The sequence below is a fragment of the Stenotrophomonas sp. 10L48 genome (genome assembly GCF_056395105.1).
Window position 1 is genome coordinate 253,576 of the sequence record NZ_JBFTIX010000002.1, and the last position, 16,297, is coordinate 269,872.

Below are 16,297 nucleotides of genomic sequence, written 5' to 3' on the forward strand. Positions count from 1 at the left end.
GTGGACGACAAGCGTCGAACAGAAGAAAGGTGAATCAGGGTGACGACCTTATCCGTCCCGCACTTAATAGGCCTCGACCGGCGTTTTTGTATATGCATGACAGAAGGCGGTGGGGGAGGGACAGCGGCTTCATGCGCTCGCCACGCACCGAAGACAGCAACGTGACCGCCTCCGCTCTACGTTCTGCAGGCCCCCTCCGTTCGGCCTGACATGCTCGATACTGTTTCCATCCCTCCACTCGCCGACCGGGCGCGCCACGCGCTGCTGATGCAACCTGCGCTGCCACAGCCCGGCGGCGGCAACACGCTGCAGCGATGGCGCGCGCTGGCCCGGCTGGGCGCTGAGGACCTGTGCCTGGCCAAGGTTCTCGAAGCCCACTACGATGCCGCCGCCATCCTGCACGACCTGGGTGCACCGGCACCGGCCGACGGCACGCTATGGGCGGTGTGGGCAGCCGAAGGCCCTGCCTGCACCGTGCGCGCCGATGCGCTCAACCGCCTGCATGGCGACAAGCCGTGGTGTTCGGGCAGCATGTTCGTCGATGCCGCCCTGGTGACGGTTCGCTCGCCCGATGCAGCGCAGCTGTACAGCGTTGCCGCTGCGGATTGGCAGTCGCTGGATGCCGATCCGTGGCCAGCAGCAGGCATGGCCGGAATCCGTTCCACCACCGTCCGTTTCAACGCCGCACTGGCGCAGGCGGTGGGTGGGCGCGATGCCTATCTGCAGCGGCCCGGCTTCTGGCATGGCGGTGCAGGCATCGCGGCCGTCTGGTTCGGGGCTGCAACCGCAGTGGCCGAACGCATGCAACCTGCCTGCGCCGAGGGCCTGCGTGCGCGGCTGCTGGGCAAGGTGGACCTGGCATTGGCGCCGGCGGCGGCGCTGCTGCGCGAGTTGGCAGTGAAGATCGACCAGGCACCTGATCTGCCACATCGCGAAGACGTCGTCCGTGTCCGCAGCGTCGTGGAACGTGCCGCCAGCGAGGTGCTTGACCTTGCAGGCCGTGCATTGGGCCCGGCGCCCATGTGCATGGAGGCCACGCACGCGCAGCGATGGGCTGATCTGACCATCTTCCTGCGGCAGAGCCATGCAGACAAGGACTGGGCCTGGCTGGGCGCACAACGGGCGCTCCAGGAGGGACCGTGGAGCCTGTAGCCACCATCCACGGCACCGGGCCGGACGAGCACGCATGGCAGCAGTGCGACTGGCTGTGGAAGCAGCCCGGCATCGGCCTGGCGGACCTGTGCGGAGATGCCGCCCGGATTGTCGTGGTGGCGCCGCATCCCGACGACGAGATCCTCGGGTGTGGGGGGCTGCTGTGTGGTGCCGTCGAGCGTGGTGTGGCGGTGCAGGTCGTTGCCGTGACCGATGGCGAGGCCTGTTATCCGGACGAGCGCTGGTGGACGCCCCAACGTCTTCGCAACGCGCGCCGCGAAGAGCTGCGCGCGGCGTTGGCCGAGCTGGCGATCGGCGCCGATGCGATCTGCCATCTCGGCATCGACGATGGCGCCGTAAGCGCACACGAACAGGAACTGGAAGGCTGGTTGCAGCGCACTCTGCGCGACGACGATCTGGTGCTTGCGCCGTGGCGGTTCGATGGCCACCCCGATCACGAGGCCGCTGGCCGGGCCGCATGTCGTGCGGCTCACGCGGCAGGCTGCGCGCGCCTGGAATATCCCGTTTGGGGCTGGCATTGGCTGGAGCCTGCGCACGCACACATGGCGTGGCAGGCGCCGAAAGTGCTGGACATCTCCAACGCCATTGATCGCAAGGCACGGGCCATCGCCCGCTTCCGCACCCAGATCGGGACCGTCCCCCGCCTGCGCGCGGAGCCGATCCTGCCCGCCCACATCCTTGCCCGATTCTCCCGGAAAAACGAGGTATTCCTGGCATGAGTGCGCAACCTTATTTCGACCAGCTGCATGCCGCTGAAGATCCCTTCGGCTACCGCAGCCGGTGGTACGAAGAACGCAAACGCGCGTTGCTGCTCGCCAGCCTGCCGCGCGCCAGGTTCAACCGCGGCTGGGAGCTGGGCTGCTCCAACGGGGTGCTGACCGAGGCGCTGGCGCCTCGCTGTGAACGCCTTCTAGCCACCGATATCAGCCCCCGTGCCACCTTCCAGGCGCGCCGCAACCTGGCCCACCTGCCGCATGTCCAGGTGCACTGCGCCAGCCATCCGCAACAATGGCCCGCTGGGCGCTTCGACCTGATCGTCTGCGGTGAGATGGGCTATTACCTTGCACCGGAGGCACTGCCCGCGCTGCGCAGCGGCATCCACGCGGCGCTGAAGGAGGAGGGCCTGCTTGTTGCGTGCCACTGGCTGCCTGCCTTCCCCGGACGCTCCAGCGCCACGGCACTGGTTCACCAGCACCTTGGGCAGGGGCTGCAGGAAGCGTTCTGCTATCGCGATGCTGATTTCGTACTGCAGGGGTGGATGCGCCGGCCGCTGTCGCTGGCCCGGGAAGAGGCGCTGCGATGATCGGCGTGCTGGTGCCCGCGCATGACGAGGCCGCCACAATCGGCCGCTGCCTGCGCTCACTGCAGAAGGCGGCCCGGCACCCTGGCCTGAACGGATGCGAGGTATGCATCGTAGTGGCACTGGATGCCTGCAGTGATTCGACGGCGGCCATCTGCAGGGAGCTGCAGGTGGAAACCATCGACCTGCAGGCGCGTTGCGTCGGCGCTGCCCGCGCTGCTGCAGCTGCGCGGCTGCTGCAGCAGGGAGCGCGGTGGCTGGCAAGCACCGATGCCGACGGCACCGTGCCGCCGCAGTGGCTTGCGGCGCAGCTGGATGCCCGCAGTGATGCGTTCTGTGGCGTAGTGGACGTGGCCGCCAGCGGCCGCCGCAGCCGCCATCTGCGCAGGCTGTTCCGGCGCAGCGAGCGCTGGGGCGATGGCCATGGGCGGGTGCATGGCGCCAACCTGGGCGTTTCGGCGCAGGCCTACCGTGCTGTCGGCGGTTTCGCCGCGCTGGGCTGTGGCGAAGACGTGGACCTGGTACGTCGGCTGTCGGCGGCGGGCGCCAGCGTGCGCTGGGCCGGGGCCCCGGTCGTGACCACCAGCGCCCGCCTGCTGGGACGGGCGCGCGGCGGTTTCGCCGACTATCTTGCCGGGCTGACGCTGGAACAGCAGAGCGCCCCTGCCGTCTGTCAGCTGACCGGCACCGGCTGATCGCTGCCTGCGCGCGGCTCAGTCGCCGGTCTGCGAGTGCGGGGCCTGCACCGGTTTCGACTGCGGCGAGTCCTTCTGCCGCAGGAAGATGGTCAGTACCACCAGTGACAGCACGGCCAGGAACTCACTCTGCCAGTTCTGCATCGACTCGAACCAGAACGTGCTGCCCAGCACATGCTCAAGGAAGCCCGGTGCCGGCAGACCCTGCAATTGCTGCTCAACGCACTGCGAGCGCCAGCTGCCGATGGCGTGCAGGATGAAGCTGAGCAGGAACATCAGCCCGAACGCGATGGCCAGTGAGTGGCCGTACAGCGCCTTCCACACTCCGCCACGTCGCACCGGCCAGGGCGTAGGGCCGTCTTCCACGCGCGCCTGTTCCTGTGCCGGGTCAATCGGGCGCGACTCGGCAGAGCCCCGTTGACGCAGGGAGACGGTCAACAGCACGTACATGCCCATCTGCAGGAATTCGCTTTCCCAGTTCTCGAATGTGGCGCTCATGAAGTGACCGCTGTGCAGGTACTGCCACAGATCAAGCGGCGTCCTGCCATGCTGCAGCAGTTCCTCGTTGTGGACCTGCAGTCCCGCAGCCACCTGTCCCCCCAGGAACAGCAGCATGAGCGCCAGCAACACCAGTGACAGACCATTGCGTTTCCACATGCCCTTGCTCCGCTTGCCTACATGCCGCGGGAGAGCCTGCGCGGAAGACGTCGAAACGACCGTGAACGATCTGCCTGACGGATGTGAGGAGCCCGGCGCTTGACGTGGTGTTGCATTGATATGGACAGGACACACACCGGACAGTCACCGCCTGCGAGCGCGGCGCGTGTGAGTCTGGACGCTCCGTAACGGCAGGAGACAGATGATGCAGGCGCTGACCTATCACGGCCGCAAGGACGTCCGCGTGGAAACCGTTCCCGACCCCGTGCTCGCCGCCGACGACGACCTCATTCTGCGGGTGACCGCCACGGCCATCTGTGGATCGGATCTGCATCTGTACCGAGGCAAGATCCCTGACCTGCACAGCGGGGACGTTCTCGGCCATGAGTTCATGGGCGTGGTGGAAGAGGTGGGCGCGGGTGTCACCCAGGTTCGCCCCGGCGACAGAGTGGTGATTCCGTTCGTGATCGCCTGCGGCGACTGCTTCCACTGCCGCCTGGCGGAGTACGCAGCCTGCGAGACCACCAACCCTGGAAAAGGCGCGGCAATGAACGCCAAGGGCATGCTGCCGCCGGCAGCCCTGTTCGGATACAGCCACCTGTACGGCGGTGTGGCCGGTGGCCAGGCCGAGTTCGTGCGCGTGCCCAAGGCCAATGTCGGCCCGCTGCGCATCCCCGATGGCGTCGCCGACGAGCAGGTCCTGTTCCTGTCCGACATCCTGCCAACCGGCTACCAGGCGGCGCTCAATGCCGGGGTGAAGCCTGGCTCGACCGTCGCGATCTTCGGCGCAGGCCCGGTAGGCCTGATGAGCGCGGCGTGCTGCCGCCTGCTGGGCGCCCAGACGATCTTCATGGTCGATCATCTTGCCTATCGCCTGGACTTCGCCCAGCGCACCTACGGCGTGACACCGATCGATTTCAGCAAGGTGGATGATCCGGCCGACTACATCGTCGGTCAGACCAGCGGCCGCGGCGTGGACGCCTGCATCGAGGCGGTCGGCTTTGAAGCGGAAGGCAGCGCACTGGAAAGCGCGCTGACGGCTGTCAAACTGGAAGGCAGCAGCGGGGTCGCGATCCGTCAGTGCATCGCCGCCGCCCGCCGAGGTGGTGTGGTCAGCATTCCCGGCGTCTATGCTGGTTTCATCCACGGTTTCCTGCTGGGCGATGCCTTCGACAAGGGCTTGACCTTCAAGATGGGCCAGACCCACGTCCAGGGACTGATGCCGGAGCTGCTGACCGCGATCGTCGAGGGCAGGCTGGACCCGGGCAACATCATCTCCCACCGGATGCGCCTGGCGGACGCGGCACAGGGCTATGCGATGTTCGATGCGAAGGATGATGAATGCAGGAAGATCGTGCTGACCCCATGATTGCGGCGGCGTGTTTGGTGCCTGCCACGAGGGTGGCGCGCCAGCGAGGACGGCGTGCCAACGGGGCTCCCGCGCTGCGCCTGCACGCAACGGCCATCCATTCTTGACGGCGCCTTGGCGCCGGACGTGGATACTTCCGCCGTCATTGGCCGAGGAGGACTGAAAATGGGTAGCACCGAGACCAGCAGGGCGCCGCGCATTCTGCGCGTGGAAGTGATGCCGCTGGACTGCGGGGAAACCGCGGTGGTGGTGGAACTGGCATCGCCCCCCGGCAGGGCTTGGGAGAAGGCACTGAAGCGCGTGATTTCTGAAACCGAGGGGCTTGAATCGGCGCAGTCGCGCTGTGACGGCCGCTTCGTCTACATCATCGGTATCGAGCCCGGTGGCCGTGGCACGCTCCATCGGGTGAACCAGGTGCTGGCCGCCACCCACGAACGCATTGCACCGCGCAACGGGCATTCCATGCCGATGCCACAGCAACCGGCAGGCGCCATGGTCAACGCCAGCCTCTGAGCAGCGATGGCCGATACACGGCAACCTGACGGCTGCAGGCCGGCCACGCCCGGCCGCACAGGCTTCACGCCGCAGCCAACGTGTGTTCACCATGTTGCTACGAGCCTGTCGCCACCGTAGCGCCATGGCACGTGAACTCCGTCATCCGCGACCGGGCCACCCGGTCGCTGTGGGCTGCGCAGGGTGGTCGCTGCCCACGGACATAGCCCACGCGTTTGCTGCGGGAGACAGTGCACTGCAGCGCTATGCATCGCGCTTTCCGATCGTGGAGATCAATTCGTCGTTCTACAGACCACATCAGCCCGCCACGTATGCGCGCTGGGCGGCCAGCGTGCCGCACGGTTTCCGTTTCTCGGTGAAGATGCCGCAGGCCATTTCCCATGACGCGCGCCTGCGCGGTGCTGGGCCGTTGCTCGACACGTTCCTGCACGCGGCGGCGCATCTGGGTGATCGGCTGGGCGCCCTGTTGCTGCAGCTGCCGCCGAGCCTGGCCTACGATGGCCGCACGGCCTCGGCCTTCTTCCGGGCGCTGCGCCGGCGCAGCGCCGTGCGGGTCGCCTGCGAACCACGCCACCCGAGCTGGTTCGACGACAAGGCCGACGCGCTGCTGGATGACCACGGCATTGCCCGGGTCGCGGCCGATCCCGCCCGGGTTGCAGGGGCTGATCAGCCGGGCGGAGCCAGGCACTGGAGCTACTGGCGGTGGCACGGGCAGCCGCGCATGTACTACAGCGCCTACCAGCAACCGCAGCTCTGCAGTCTGGTGGCCGCCGCAGTAGAGGCCGCCCAGGCGGGGGAGGCGTGGATCATCCTTGACAACACGGCGCACGGCCACGCCGTGCCCAATGCACTGCAACTGCAGTCGATGCTGGAGCACGCCAATGCCTGAAGGTCCTTCCATCGTGCTGCTGCGCGAGGCCGCCGCCAGGTTCAAGGGAAAGACCGTCCGTGGCGTCAGTGGCAACAGCACGCTCGACCTGGCCTGCCTGGAGGGACGCCGGGTGCGGGCCGTGCGCAGCTGGGGCAAGCATTTCCTGCTGGAGTTCAGCCACGTCAGTCTGCGCATCCACCTGATGATGTTCGGCAGCTGGCGCATCGACGAACGCAAGGAGACGCCAGCGCGGGTATCGCTGCGCTTTGACAACGGCGAACTGAACTTCTACACCTGCTCGGTGAAGCTGATCGATCAGCCGTTGGACGAGGTCTACGACTGGCGCACCGACGTGATGAGCGACCTGTGGGACCCCCGGCTTGCCCGCCGTCGCCTGAAGTCGATGCCCGATGTCCTGGTCTGCGATGCCCTGCTGGACCAGACGCTGTTCTCCGGCGTGGGCAACATCATCAAGAACGAGGTGCTGTTCCGCATCCGGGTCCACCCGGCCAACCCTGTTGGTGATCTTCCGCCGCGCAAGCTTGCCGAACTGGTCAAGCAGGCCCGCGAATACAGTTTCGACTTCCTGCGCTGGAAGCGCGGCTTCGAGCTGAAAAAGCACTGGCAGGTGCACACCCGGCGGACATGCCCCCGTTGTGGTGGTCCGGTCAGCAAGGTCTACATGGGCACCACGCATCGGCGCACCTTCTTCTGCCCGGTATGCCAGGCCGATTATCGCGCTGGGACGCCGCGGCCGCCGGCGAAGAAGCGCACCCTGGCGAGAGGCCCGGTTCAGCGCGGTGGTGCCAGGCCCGTGCGTTGACATGAGGACGTGGATGACAGCGAAGCGATGATCTGACGGTTGCTGAGTACTTCGACGGCGCCCGATCGCTGCAGGGTCTGCAGGGCCGGCTGGCGGCGGTCCGGCAGGGCGGCGACCGCTTCCCGGGCGACCACCGTCGCGTACTCGCGCGAGTTGGCATCGATGGCAGTGGCCAGCACGCACGCGTCCAGTGCCATGCCGGCCAGCACCAATCGCCGGGTGCCGAGCTTGGCCAGCAGCACCGGCAGTGGCGTGGCGAGGAAGGCGGAGTGCTTCGGCTTGAGGATGAAGTAGTGTTCCTCGCTGGGGGCAAGGTACTCGACGATCCGCGCCGAGGCTCCGCCCTTCTGCCGGCAGGCCTCGATCAGCTGCGGGAAGTCGCGCTGCCAGTTGCCGAAATTGTCATTGGCGTAGATCACCGGCCAGCGGTGCGCGTCGAATGCAGCACGCAGGCGGGCGGTGCGCTGGGCTGCACGTACGGCGTACGGAGCCAGTTGCCGCCCCTGTGGAAAGTCGAACAGGCTGAAAAGATCGATGATGAGCAGGGCGGTGGGCTGTTCCATGGCGGGCTCCGAGGTGTCAGGCCTCCACTGCCTGTTCGTCTTCGGCACCACGGACCAGCGCGCCGGAGCCGCCTGACGGGCGCGGGCTGCCCGGCCCCCTCGGCGGGAGCGCAGGCCCGATCACTGGCCAGCTCCGTCGTCCACCTCACCCTTGTCCTGCCGAGCGGGCGTCACGCGCTTGCCAAGCCGTTGCGCCTGCTCATCCGGCGTGGCGGCGGCGACGAAGGGAGAGATCGGATCGCTGGCCGGGAACGTCTCCGTCAACGCCTGATCATGATTGGCACTGTTGTGCGCCTTGGCCTGTCCAGCGCTGGCAGCAGGCACCGCAGCCGTGTCGTCATCCGGATGGGGCAGGTCTTTCTGATCGCGCTGCATGACATTTCCTCTTTATCATTGATTGGACCGTATCGTGCGGGGGCACGACAACGGTAAACGTGAACGCGTGAGTACCCGCATCAAGCCGGCGTGGACGCAACGTCAACAATCAAGGCGTCCTTGCAGATGAGCTCGAAGCCGTTGCACGGTTGCGGCGCCACGCCAGCAGCTGTCCGATCAGCGCGGTTGCCAGCAACAGCAGGTTGGTGACCACGAACACGGTGGCGCCCAGCAGCGCGCTGTAGATCGTGAACAGCGTAGACGCGGTCATCTGCCCGATGAAAAGCCACTTCGAGACGGCTTCCGGGTGAGGCGAGTGCCATTGCTTGACCATCTGCCGGACCAGCGTGGCCATCAGTACGGCTGTGGCGGTCCATCCAAGTAGATCAGGATGCATACGTCATCCTCGCGCAGAAGCGCGCCGCCCCTTGGGGAGCGACGCGTGGGCTGATCTGCGGTGCACTTGCGATCACGCGGCCTGGGCGGCCTTGGCGTTGCCGCCGCTCTTGGCCAGCAGGGTCAGCTTCTCGTCCGTGGCCTTTTCTTCTTCCAGCGTTTCCAGCAGCAACGGCACAGCGTCCTTGTATCCGAGCTGCTTGGCCAGCGCGGCGATGGTGCCGTAGGAAGCGATTTCGTAATGCTCGACTTTCTGCGCGCCGCCAATCAGTGCTGCATCGCGCACCGGGCCCTTTTCAATGCTCTCGATGACTTCCTTGCCTTCTTCCACCAGGCCCTCCATCGCCGCGCACTTGATCCGCTTCAGGCGGATGCCCAGTACCTCCACGACCTGGTCGATGCGCTCGATCTGGCCCTGGGTCTCCTCCAGGTGGGTCTCGAACGCGGCGGCAAGTGCGGGGTTCTCTGCGGCCCGGGCGAGGCGCGGCAGGGCCTTGGTCAGCTGCTTCTCTGCACTGTAGATGTCGGACAGTTCGTGGATGAAAAGGTCTTCAGCGGTCTTGATGGCCATGGTGCGCTCCAGCAGGGAAGGAGCGACGAGGCTATCCCGGCCGGTGTTGGGGTGCGGGGTAGATGCAGTGAACGGCGGATGCGCATCGAGCGCGCAGATGCATGCATTCCCCTCACGCCGGGCACTGGGCGCGCGTCGGAACCAAGCTCAGCGTGGGTCGGCCGCTGCTGCAGAGTGGCCGGTTGCCGCCAGGTGTTCGCCGTCCACCAGGCGCGCATTGCTGACGGCCTGGTGAGAGCCGCACCTTCCGCAGGTCAGCAGCGTGCCCCCTGTCATCCGCTTGAGCTCCGCGTCGGCGCGGGACACGTGGTGGCACTGGTTGCAGCGGAAGGCGATAGCGGTGACCTGATCGATGCAGCCTCGTGCATCGGTCGCGTAGTCCACTGAAAAGACGTAGAAGAGTCCGGTGTCAGGCATGAAGTCGATCTCGCGGGCGGACCTGTTTCATGCCATGGGGCAGCAGTGCATGGCGTGAATCCTTTTCGGGTTCGTTTTCACATTTCACTGAATTGTTCTGTTTCAGGCTGCGCCTGCTGCGCTGCCTCAACCGGCCTTCTGCTACGGTTGGGAGCCCACTGCAGGGAGGTCGAACGTGCCCATCAGAGCCGTTGTATATACCAGCGAGGCAGCAGCGGATATTGCTGCCAGCCGGCTGGGCCAGACCGGGGGCAGGCTGTGCGGAATCGTGGATGACGCAGCACGTTTCAACCGTGATGCCGGCGTCACGGGCGTACTGCTGTTCGATGGCGCGCGCTTTGTGCAATACATGGAAGGCCCGGACGATGGCCTGCAGGTGGCATATTCCCGGGTGCTGGGTGCCAGCAGCCACAGCGGCCTGATCGAACTGCAGCGCGGCAGGGTGGGGCAGAGACGCCTGCCTTTCTGGCCCATGCGTTGGCTGCCGGTGGAACCGACGGAGCTGAGGCGGGTGGCCGGTGCGGACTGGACCGGTTTCGTCCAGCGCGAAGGCACCGCTGCCCCCAACACTACTGCCACGGGCATGGAGCTGCTGCGCGCCCTGGTTGAACCCTATGCCGCCGCACCCAGTACGGAGTCGCCATGACACAAACCACTTTCCACAGCGGACACCACCGCCGGCTGGACGTTCTTGCCGGAGTGTGGGAGACCACCCTCATCGCGCTGCAACCCGACGGCAGCACGGGCGGGGTGTCGTTCGCATCGGACGTTTACACGTGGATGCCCAATGGTCACTTCCTGGTGCATGAGGTCGACGCGATGATGGACGGGCAGCGTGTGCGCTCCACGGAAATCATCGGCGTCGATGTTGAATCCGGTGGTTTCTTCAGCCGCAGCTACGACGCTGATGGTGGCACCAGCGATTTCACTTCACGACTTGATGGCGGCAGGTACACCATCCAGGGCCAGTCCCAGCGGTTCGACGGCGTGATCAGCAGCGACCGGCAGTTGCTGACCGGGGAATGGGAGCATCGGGTCGGCGATGACTGGATACCGTTCGTCCGCATCGTGCTTGAACGGGTCGAGTAGATTCGCTTGTTCCGCGGGCGCCCCCGGATCGGGGGCTTCGCGGCTGGCTGCCCCTAGCGCTTGGGCGGGGGCGGCGCGGCTTCTTTCCCGCGTTCGGCCTCCGGCCCCGAGGCCTGGTCTTCGGAGGCGGCGGTGCCGCTGCCGCCGCCGGGCACGTTGCGCGCCGGCGCGCTGGCCGCTGGCGGGGTTTGCCGAACCGCATCGGCATGTTGTGCCTTATCGGTCGGTTCGCCTTGGTTGCAAGCCGACAATGCCATCGTCGCCACGGCACACAGCAGCAGTACCCGCATGGCCACTCTCCAGAGTAGGAAACCTCTTGTTTCTAGCGTTGAGCGCGTTGTGCGGGCGTGACGGGGGCGGCAGCGCACCGGCTGAAATCTGCCTCTGCTGGTGCCGGGAAGAAGGGTGCTTCGCCGCGCTTCGGCTCTTCCTGCTCACTCCGCGACGACGTTCAGGTGCGTTAAAGTTGCCCGCGTAGGTGCCCCCCGCGTCGCGGTCAGGGGCAGCCGAAGAAGTGACGCATCAGGAGTCCACATCATGAGTGTTCCCGAGGGATTGGAAGGGAGTGGGCAAGGCCTGACGCGCAGAACCTTCCTGCTGGCCGTTGGCTCCGCTTCGCTGCTGGTTGCCTGCAACGGCAAGGCGCCAGCAACCCATGCCGGTGCCACGCCAGCGAAACGGACGGACGGCCGCTTTCTGCAACTCTCCCAGGCACTGACCGGCAAGTCCGACCTTGATCCGGCAACCGCCGGGCGCATCGAAACCGCCTTCGCCAAGCTGCATCCCGACATGCACGCCCAGTTCCCCGCACTCGCGGCGAAGGCGCAACAGGTGCAGGGCCCTGAAGCGCTGCTGGCGGCCGCTGGCGATGCACGGCCGACAGCGCTGGCCATCATCACTGCCTGGTACACCGGCAGCGTAGGCAAGGGGCCGCAGGCCATCACCGTTTCCTATCGCGATGCGCTGATGCAGCGCCCGGTGGACGACGGCCTGTTCCCGCCCACCTATGCACAAGGCGGTCCCGCATGGTGGACGGCCGAACCGCCGGCGGCGGTACGCGCGCACGGCTGAGCCTGCGCTTCCAGCTCTTTTCCCGTAATTGTTATGGATTCCCCTCATGAAAGCTCCGGTTTTCCGTGATGGCGACGCCGATGCCGATGTTGTGATCGTCGGTTCGGGCGTCGTCGGCGCATTGATCGCCCACCAGTTGGTTCGTGCCGGAAAATCGGTTCTTGTGCTGGAGGCGGGCCCCCGCCTGCATCGTTCCGACGTGGTCGAGAACTGGCGCAACGTCAGCTTCGAACGGCGCATCGGCAGTGATTTCCAGGGGCCGTATCCACAGTCACCGCTTGCCACCGCGCCGCTGTACTTCCCGGCCAATGACTACGTGGGCCTGACCGGCCCCGACGCCAGCAGCTTCCATCAGGGCTTCATCAAGGCCGTGGGTGGCACCACCTGGCACTGGGCCGCCTCGTGCTGGCGCCACCTGCCGGTGGACTTCAGGATGCAGAGTACCTACGGGGTGGGGCGCGACTGGCCGATCAGCTACGACGACATCGAGCCTTATTACTGCCGCGCCGAGGAGGCGATGGGCGTCTCCGGGCCGAATGATCCGGACAAGCAGAGCCCCTCCGAGCGATCCAGGCCCTACCTCGCCGACATGATTCCCTGGGGCAACGGTGACAAGGTGTTCGCCGAGGTGGTCAATCCGCACGGCTACAACCTGGTGCCCATTCCGCAGGGTCGCATGGTCACGCCCTGGAACGACCGGCCCGCCTGCTGCGGCAACAACAACTGCCAGCCGATCTGCCCGATCGGCGCGATGTACAACGGCATCCATACCATCGAAGCGGCCGAGAAACTGGGTGCGCAGGTGCTGGCCGAAGCAGTGGCCTACAAGATCGATACCGACGCGCAGAACCGGGTCACGGCCATCCATTGGTATGACAACAACAAGGTCAGCCACAAGGCCACCGGCCGTAGTTTCGTGATTGCGTGCAATGCACTGGAGACGCCGCGTCTGCTGCTGCTCGCCGCCAATGAGCAGAACCCGAACGGCATCGCCAACAGTTCCGACCAGGTCGGGCGCAACATGCTCGACCATTCCGGTTTCCACTGCTCGTTCATTGCCGACAGGCCGATCTGGCTGGGCCGTGGACCGGCGCAGTCCAGCTGCATGGTTGGCCCGCGCGACGGCGCCTTCCGCTCGCAGTACTCGGCCACCAAGATCATCCTCAACAACATCAGCCGGGTGGCGATCGCCACCGACCAGGCGCTGAAGAAAGGCCTGGTCGGCGACGCGCTGGATGCGGAGATCCGCCGCCGTGCGGTCTTCGGCGTGGATCTGTCGATCAGCCTGGAACCCTTGCCGGATCCCAGCAATCGCCTGACGCTGTCCAAGACGCGAGTGGATGGCCACGGCCTGGCCTGCCCGGATATCCACTACTCGCTGGGCGACTACGCCCGCAAGGGCTATGACGAGTCCTGCAAGCAGTTGCGTCACATCGGCTCGCTGTTCAACGCCGAGGAATTCGTCATCACCACGGCGCTCAACGCCAACAACCACATCATGGGCTCGACCATCATGGGCGCGGATCCGCGCGATTCGGTGGTCGATGGCGATTGCCGCGCACACGATCATCCCAACCTGTGGCTCCCGGGCGGCGGCCCGATGGTGTCGGCCAGCGTGGTCAACAGCACCTTGACCATGGCCGCGCTTGCGCTGAAGGCAGCAGATGCCATCGAGCGTGCCGCATGAAGACCTTCTGCTCGCTTCTGCTGATGATGCTGGCTGCAGCCAGCCAATCCGCGCGCGCAGACGAGGTTGCCGAACGTGGGCGCTACCTCTCGGTCGCTGCGGACTGCGTGGCATGCCACACCAGCCCCAAGCAGGGCAAGCCCTACGCAGGCGGCTACGCGATTGCCTCGCCGCTGGGTGAGATATGGGCAAGCAACATCACGCCCTCCAGAAGCCATGGCATCGGCCTCTACAGCGAAGACGATTTCGCCAAGGCGGTACGCGAAGGCGTGCGCAAGGACGGCGCCCATCTGTATCCGGCGATGCCCTATACCTCATATGCCAAGCTGACCGACGAGGACATCCACGCGCTGTATACCTACTTCATGAAGGAGGTGGTGCCGGTCGATGAGGAAGCTCACGCGACCGAGCTGCCGTTCCCCTTCAGCATCCGCCAGTCCATGGCGGTGTGGAACCTGCTGTTCCTGGACAAGGAAACGTTCACCCCCGATGCGGGCAGGAGCGCGCAGTGGAATCGCGGCGCCTATCTGGTGGAGGGTCTGGCGCACTGCTCCAGCTGCCACAGTCCGCGCGGGCTGATGATGCAGGAGGTGGACGGCAAGGCCTTCGCCGGCGGATCGCTGGGTGACTGGTACGCCCCCAACATCACCTCCCACCCCACCAGCGGTATCGGGGCTTGGAGCGATGCCGAGCTGGCGCAGTACCTGAAGACCGGCCGCGTCGCCGGTAAGGCGCAGGCCGGCGGTGGCATGGCCGAAGCGGTGAGCAACAGCCTGTCCAAGCTGCAGGACGAGGACATTGCCGCCATCGTCGCCTACCTGCGCACGGTGCCGGCCGTGGCCGACCCTGATGCCACGCGGGCCGCCTTCGCGTGGGGAGACGCCGCCATGGCGCCGGGTGAGCAGCCGGTACGTGGAACGAGTGCTGCATTGGCCTCGGGCGGTGTGCTGTATTCGGGCCTGTGTGCAAGCTGCCACGGTTCGCGTGGCGAGGGCAGCAGGGACCGGTACTACCCCTCCCTGGTGCACAACACTACCGTCGGCATGACCCGCCCGCAGAACCTGATCGCCACCATCATCGGCGGCGTTGACCGCGATGTGCACGGCGAACACGCGTTGATGCCGCACTTCTCGAAAGGCTCGTTCGTACAGGACCTGAGTGACGCCGATATCGCAGCGGTTGCGACCTACGTGCGCACGCAGTTCGGGCCGGGCGAGCAGGTCACCGAGGCGCAGGTTGCGCTGACCCGTGCCGGCGGCGAGAAGCCACTTCTGGCGAAGATTGCACGCTTGTGGCTGCCGATGCTCATCCTTGCCGTGCTGGCGTTGGTAGGCATCGTGCTGCTGGTGCGACGCGCCTGGAAGACCCGAAAGGCGCGGAGGGCGGCCGCATGAATTTCGTATCCTTGACCGGCATCGGGCTGCTTGCCTTCGTCGTCAACGGGTCGGTGTCGGCTGCTGAATCAAGTGCCTCCGCCAAGCCCAAATCGGTCGACAGCGTCGCGCAGACACCGCTGAGCGCGGATTGGGCAGCGCGCCTCTGGCTGCAGGACCACGGCGTTACCCCCAGCGCACGCATCGTGATCGGCAGCGGCGTCAACAGCGATGGGTACAAGGGCAGTGGCTGGTCCACCGCCGAGCACATCGATCTGGGCGCGATGATCGACACCGGCAAGGCATTCGGCTTCGACGGCACGCTGCGCGTGGTGTTTTCCGATCGCTTCGGCAACGCCATCAACGAGCGGTCCACCGGTTCCTATATCCAGAACCAGGCCTTCTATGGCCAGGGCCAGAACCTGCGTTTCAACGAACTCTCCTACGAGCGTTTGCTGCTGGGCAAGCGGTTGAGCCTGAAGGGTGGCTTCTACTCGATGGGCAACGACTTCGGTGGCTTGCCTTACACCTGCAACTTCAACAACAACGGCCAGTGCGGGCATCCGCTGGGCCCGATCTACAGTTCTGGCTGGCTGGACAATCCGACAGGCCAATGGGGTCTGCGGGTAAAGTGGAATGATCCTTCAGGCTGGTACGCACAGACCGGCATCTACGACGTCAACCCGACGCGCAAGCAGGCCAACAGTGGCTTCCGTGTTTCGACGAAGGGAAAGACCGGCCTGTTCCTGCCGGTCGAGCTGGGCTACAGCCATGGCAAGTCCGGAGAGGACTATGGCGGTACCTACAAGGTCGGCTATTACCTGGATACCTCCAACGCCGATGACATTGGTGACCCGACGGCACCTCGCGCTTCGCATCGCAGCGGTTCGTACGTGCAGGCCGCACAACGGGTGTGGAAGCCCGAGGGTGACACGGTGCGCGGCATTTCGGTGTTCGGCGTGGCTACCCGTGCCGACGCAAAAACAGGGCTCATGCGCTACTCGTGGGAAGCGGGCGTGAGCTGGCGTGGCGTGATCGCATCGCGCGAAGATGATGTGCTCAGCCTGGCCTGGAACCGGCTGGACATCTCCGACCGGCTCGCCCGCCATCAGCAGCTGACCGGAAAGGATGTGCAGAGCAACGAGCAGTTCGTCGAGCTGAACTACGGCGTGCAGGTCGCCCCGTGGCTGGTGCTGCGGCCGGCGGTGCAGTACGTGGCACGGCCCGGCGCCTATGCCAGCCGACCCGACAGCTGGGTGTTCACCCTGCAGGCGCAGGCAACGCTGTAGGCGCATCAGGGCCCGCAGCATGGGGTGCCGAACGTGCGCCCCATGCTGCAACGCAAGGTGTAAGC

General features: G+C 66.0%; 21 protein-coding genes. 14 read left to right on the forward strand and 7 right to left on the reverse strand.

The features are described from left to right. Positions 1 to 267: 267 nt before the first annotated feature. From AC1DCU_RS04560 to AC1DCU_RS04575, 4 genes are all read left to right on the forward strand, one after another. Positions 268 to 1,152 (forward strand): acyl-CoA dehydrogenase, encoded by an 885-nt coding sequence (locus tag AC1DCU_RS04560; protein ID WP_235189870.1) that lies wholly within the window; start codon positions 268 to 270, stop codon positions 1,150 to 1,152. A gap of 116 nt (positions 1,153 to 1,268) precedes the next feature. Continuing rightward, positions 1,269 to 1,892, forward strand: a complete 624-nt coding sequence (locus AC1DCU_RS04565) for a PIG-L deacetylase family protein (protein ID WP_312963470.1) — start codon at positions 1,269 to 1,271, stop codon at positions 1,890 to 1,892. Beyond that, positions 1,889 to 2,476 (forward strand): class I SAM-dependent DNA methyltransferase, encoded by a 588-nt coding sequence (locus AC1DCU_RS04570; RefSeq protein ID WP_442251088.1) that lies wholly within the window; start codon positions 1,889 to 1,891, stop codon positions 2,474 to 2,476. Before AC1DCU_RS04565 ends, AC1DCU_RS04570 begins: the two co-directional genes overlap by 4 nt. Then, on the forward strand, positions 2,473 to 3,168 hold the full coding sequence (locus AC1DCU_RS04575) for a glycosyltransferase family 2 protein (protein WP_032974694.1): 696 nt from the start codon (positions 2,473 to 2,475) through the stop codon (positions 3,166 to 3,168). Before AC1DCU_RS04570 ends, AC1DCU_RS04575 begins: the two co-directional genes overlap by 4 nt. An 18-nt stretch (positions 3,169 to 3,186) precedes the next feature. On the opposite strand, the gene AC1DCU_RS04580 is transcribed toward AC1DCU_RS04575, so the two are convergent. Continuing rightward, a complete protein-coding gene (locus AC1DCU_RS04580) occupies positions 3,187 to 3,825 on the reverse strand; it encodes a DUF6766 family protein (protein WP_032974697.1) in 639 nt (212 codons plus the stop codon). A 205-nt stretch (positions 3,826 to 4,030) separates the two neighbouring features. Between AC1DCU_RS04580 and AC1DCU_RS04585 the strand changes: the two genes are divergently transcribed. From AC1DCU_RS04585 to AC1DCU_RS04600, 4 genes are all read left to right on the forward strand, one after another. Next, a complete protein-coding gene (locus AC1DCU_RS04585; RefSeq protein WP_025874491.1) occupies positions 4,031 to 5,194 on the forward strand; it encodes a zinc-dependent alcohol dehydrogenase in 1,164 nt (387 codons plus the stop codon). 165 nt (positions 5,195 to 5,359) lie between these two features. Next, positions 5,360 to 5,707, forward strand: a complete 348-nt coding sequence (locus AC1DCU_RS04590; RefSeq protein ID WP_080148719.1) for a hypothetical protein — start codon at positions 5,360 to 5,362, stop codon at positions 5,705 to 5,707. Between the two features lie 124 nt (positions 5,708 to 5,831). After that, positions 5,832 to 6,596: a DUF72 domain-containing protein gene (locus AC1DCU_RS04595; protein WP_312962460.1), complete on the forward strand. Its 765-nt coding sequence runs from the start codon at positions 5,832 to 5,834 to the stop codon at positions 6,594 to 6,596. Beyond that, the gene (locus AC1DCU_RS04600) at positions 6,589 to 7,401 is read left to right on the forward strand and encodes a DNA-formamidopyrimidine glycosylase family protein (protein WP_312962458.1); all 813 of its coding nucleotides are present in this window, start codon (positions 6,589 to 6,591) and stop codon (positions 7,399 to 7,401) included. The genes AC1DCU_RS04595 and AC1DCU_RS04600 overlap by 8 nt, the downstream gene beginning before the upstream one ends. Here AC1DCU_RS04600 and AC1DCU_RS04605 read toward each other — a convergent pair. From AC1DCU_RS04605 to AC1DCU_RS04625, 5 genes are all read right to left on the reverse strand, one after another. Continuing rightward, positions 7,371 to 7,964, reverse strand: a complete 594-nt coding sequence (locus tag AC1DCU_RS04605; protein WP_442251089.1) for a cysteine hydrolase family protein — start codon at positions 7,962 to 7,964, stop codon at positions 7,371 to 7,373. The genes AC1DCU_RS04600 and AC1DCU_RS04605 overlap by 31 nt on opposite strands. Positions 7,965 to 8,084: 120 nt before the next feature. Further along, positions 8,085 to 8,339, reverse strand: a complete 255-nt coding sequence (locus tag AC1DCU_RS04610; protein WP_100436334.1) for a hypothetical protein — start codon at positions 8,337 to 8,339, stop codon at positions 8,085 to 8,087. Between the two features lie 109 nt (positions 8,340 to 8,448). Next, on the reverse strand, positions 8,449 to 8,736 hold the full coding sequence (locus AC1DCU_RS04615) for a hypothetical protein (RefSeq protein WP_312962454.1): 288 nt from the start codon (positions 8,734 to 8,736) through the stop codon (positions 8,449 to 8,451). Positions 8,737 to 8,808: 72 nt separating this feature from the next. Further along, positions 8,809 to 9,306, reverse strand: coding sequence for a YciE/YciF ferroxidase family protein (locus AC1DCU_RS04620; RefSeq protein WP_032974702.1), 498 nt, complete (start codon positions 9,304 to 9,306; stop codon positions 8,809 to 8,811). A 147-nt stretch (positions 9,307 to 9,453) separates the two neighbouring features. After that, positions 9,454 to 9,723 carry a hypothetical protein gene (locus tag AC1DCU_RS04625; RefSeq protein WP_025874499.1) on the reverse strand — a complete coding sequence of 90 codons (270 nt, stop codon included), beginning with the start codon at positions 9,721 to 9,723 and terminating at the stop codon, positions 9,454 to 9,456. A gap of 175 nt (positions 9,724 to 9,898) precedes the next feature. Between AC1DCU_RS04625 and AC1DCU_RS04630 the strand changes: the two genes are divergently transcribed. Together AC1DCU_RS04630 and AC1DCU_RS04635 are read left to right on the forward strand one after the other, a co-directional pair. Continuing rightward, complete coding sequence (locus tag AC1DCU_RS04630) at positions 9,899 to 10,369, forward strand: BLUF domain-containing protein (RefSeq protein ID WP_032974704.1); 471 nt, start codon at positions 9,899 to 9,901, stop codon at positions 10,367 to 10,369. Beyond that, complete coding sequence (locus AC1DCU_RS04635) at positions 10,366 to 10,812, forward strand: hypothetical protein (protein ID WP_442251090.1); 447 nt, start codon at positions 10,366 to 10,368, stop codon at positions 10,810 to 10,812. Before AC1DCU_RS04630 ends, AC1DCU_RS04635 begins: the two co-directional genes overlap by 4 nt. Positions 10,813 to 10,865: 53 nt before the next feature. On the opposite strand, the gene AC1DCU_RS04640 is transcribed toward AC1DCU_RS04635, so the two are convergent. Beyond that, a complete protein-coding gene (locus AC1DCU_RS04640; RefSeq protein ID WP_059064236.1) occupies positions 10,866 to 11,102 on the reverse strand; it encodes a hypothetical protein in 237 nt (78 codons plus the stop codon). A 247-nt stretch (positions 11,103 to 11,349) separates the two neighbouring features. Here AC1DCU_RS04640 and AC1DCU_RS04645 point away from each other — a divergent pair, with 247 nt between their 5' ends. Genes AC1DCU_RS04645 through AC1DCU_RS04660 form a run of 4 tightly spaced genes read left to right on the forward strand, consistent with a single transcriptional unit; the run spans position 11,350 to position 16,232 of the window. Further along, positions 11,350 to 11,883: a sugar dehydrogenase complex small subunit gene (locus AC1DCU_RS04645; protein WP_442251091.1), complete on the forward strand. Its 534-nt coding sequence runs from the start codon at positions 11,350 to 11,352 to the stop codon at positions 11,881 to 11,883. 46 nt (positions 11,884 to 11,929) lie between these two features. Further along, the gene (locus tag AC1DCU_RS04650) at positions 11,930 to 13,570 is read left to right on the forward strand and encodes a GMC family oxidoreductase (protein WP_032974706.1); all 1,641 of its coding nucleotides are present in this window, start codon (positions 11,930 to 11,932) and stop codon (positions 13,568 to 13,570) included. Then, complete coding sequence (locus AC1DCU_RS04655; protein ID WP_442251092.1) at positions 13,567 to 14,964, forward strand: c-type cytochrome; 1,398 nt, start codon at positions 13,567 to 13,569, stop codon at positions 14,962 to 14,964. The genes AC1DCU_RS04650 and AC1DCU_RS04655 overlap by 4 nt, the downstream gene beginning before the upstream one ends. Beyond that, positions 14,961 to 16,232, forward strand: coding sequence for a carbohydrate porin (locus AC1DCU_RS04660; protein ID WP_442251093.1), 1,272 nt, complete (start codon positions 14,961 to 14,963; stop codon positions 16,230 to 16,232). Before AC1DCU_RS04655 ends, AC1DCU_RS04660 begins: the two co-directional genes overlap by 4 nt. Positions 16,233 to 16,297: the final 65 nt, after the last annotated feature.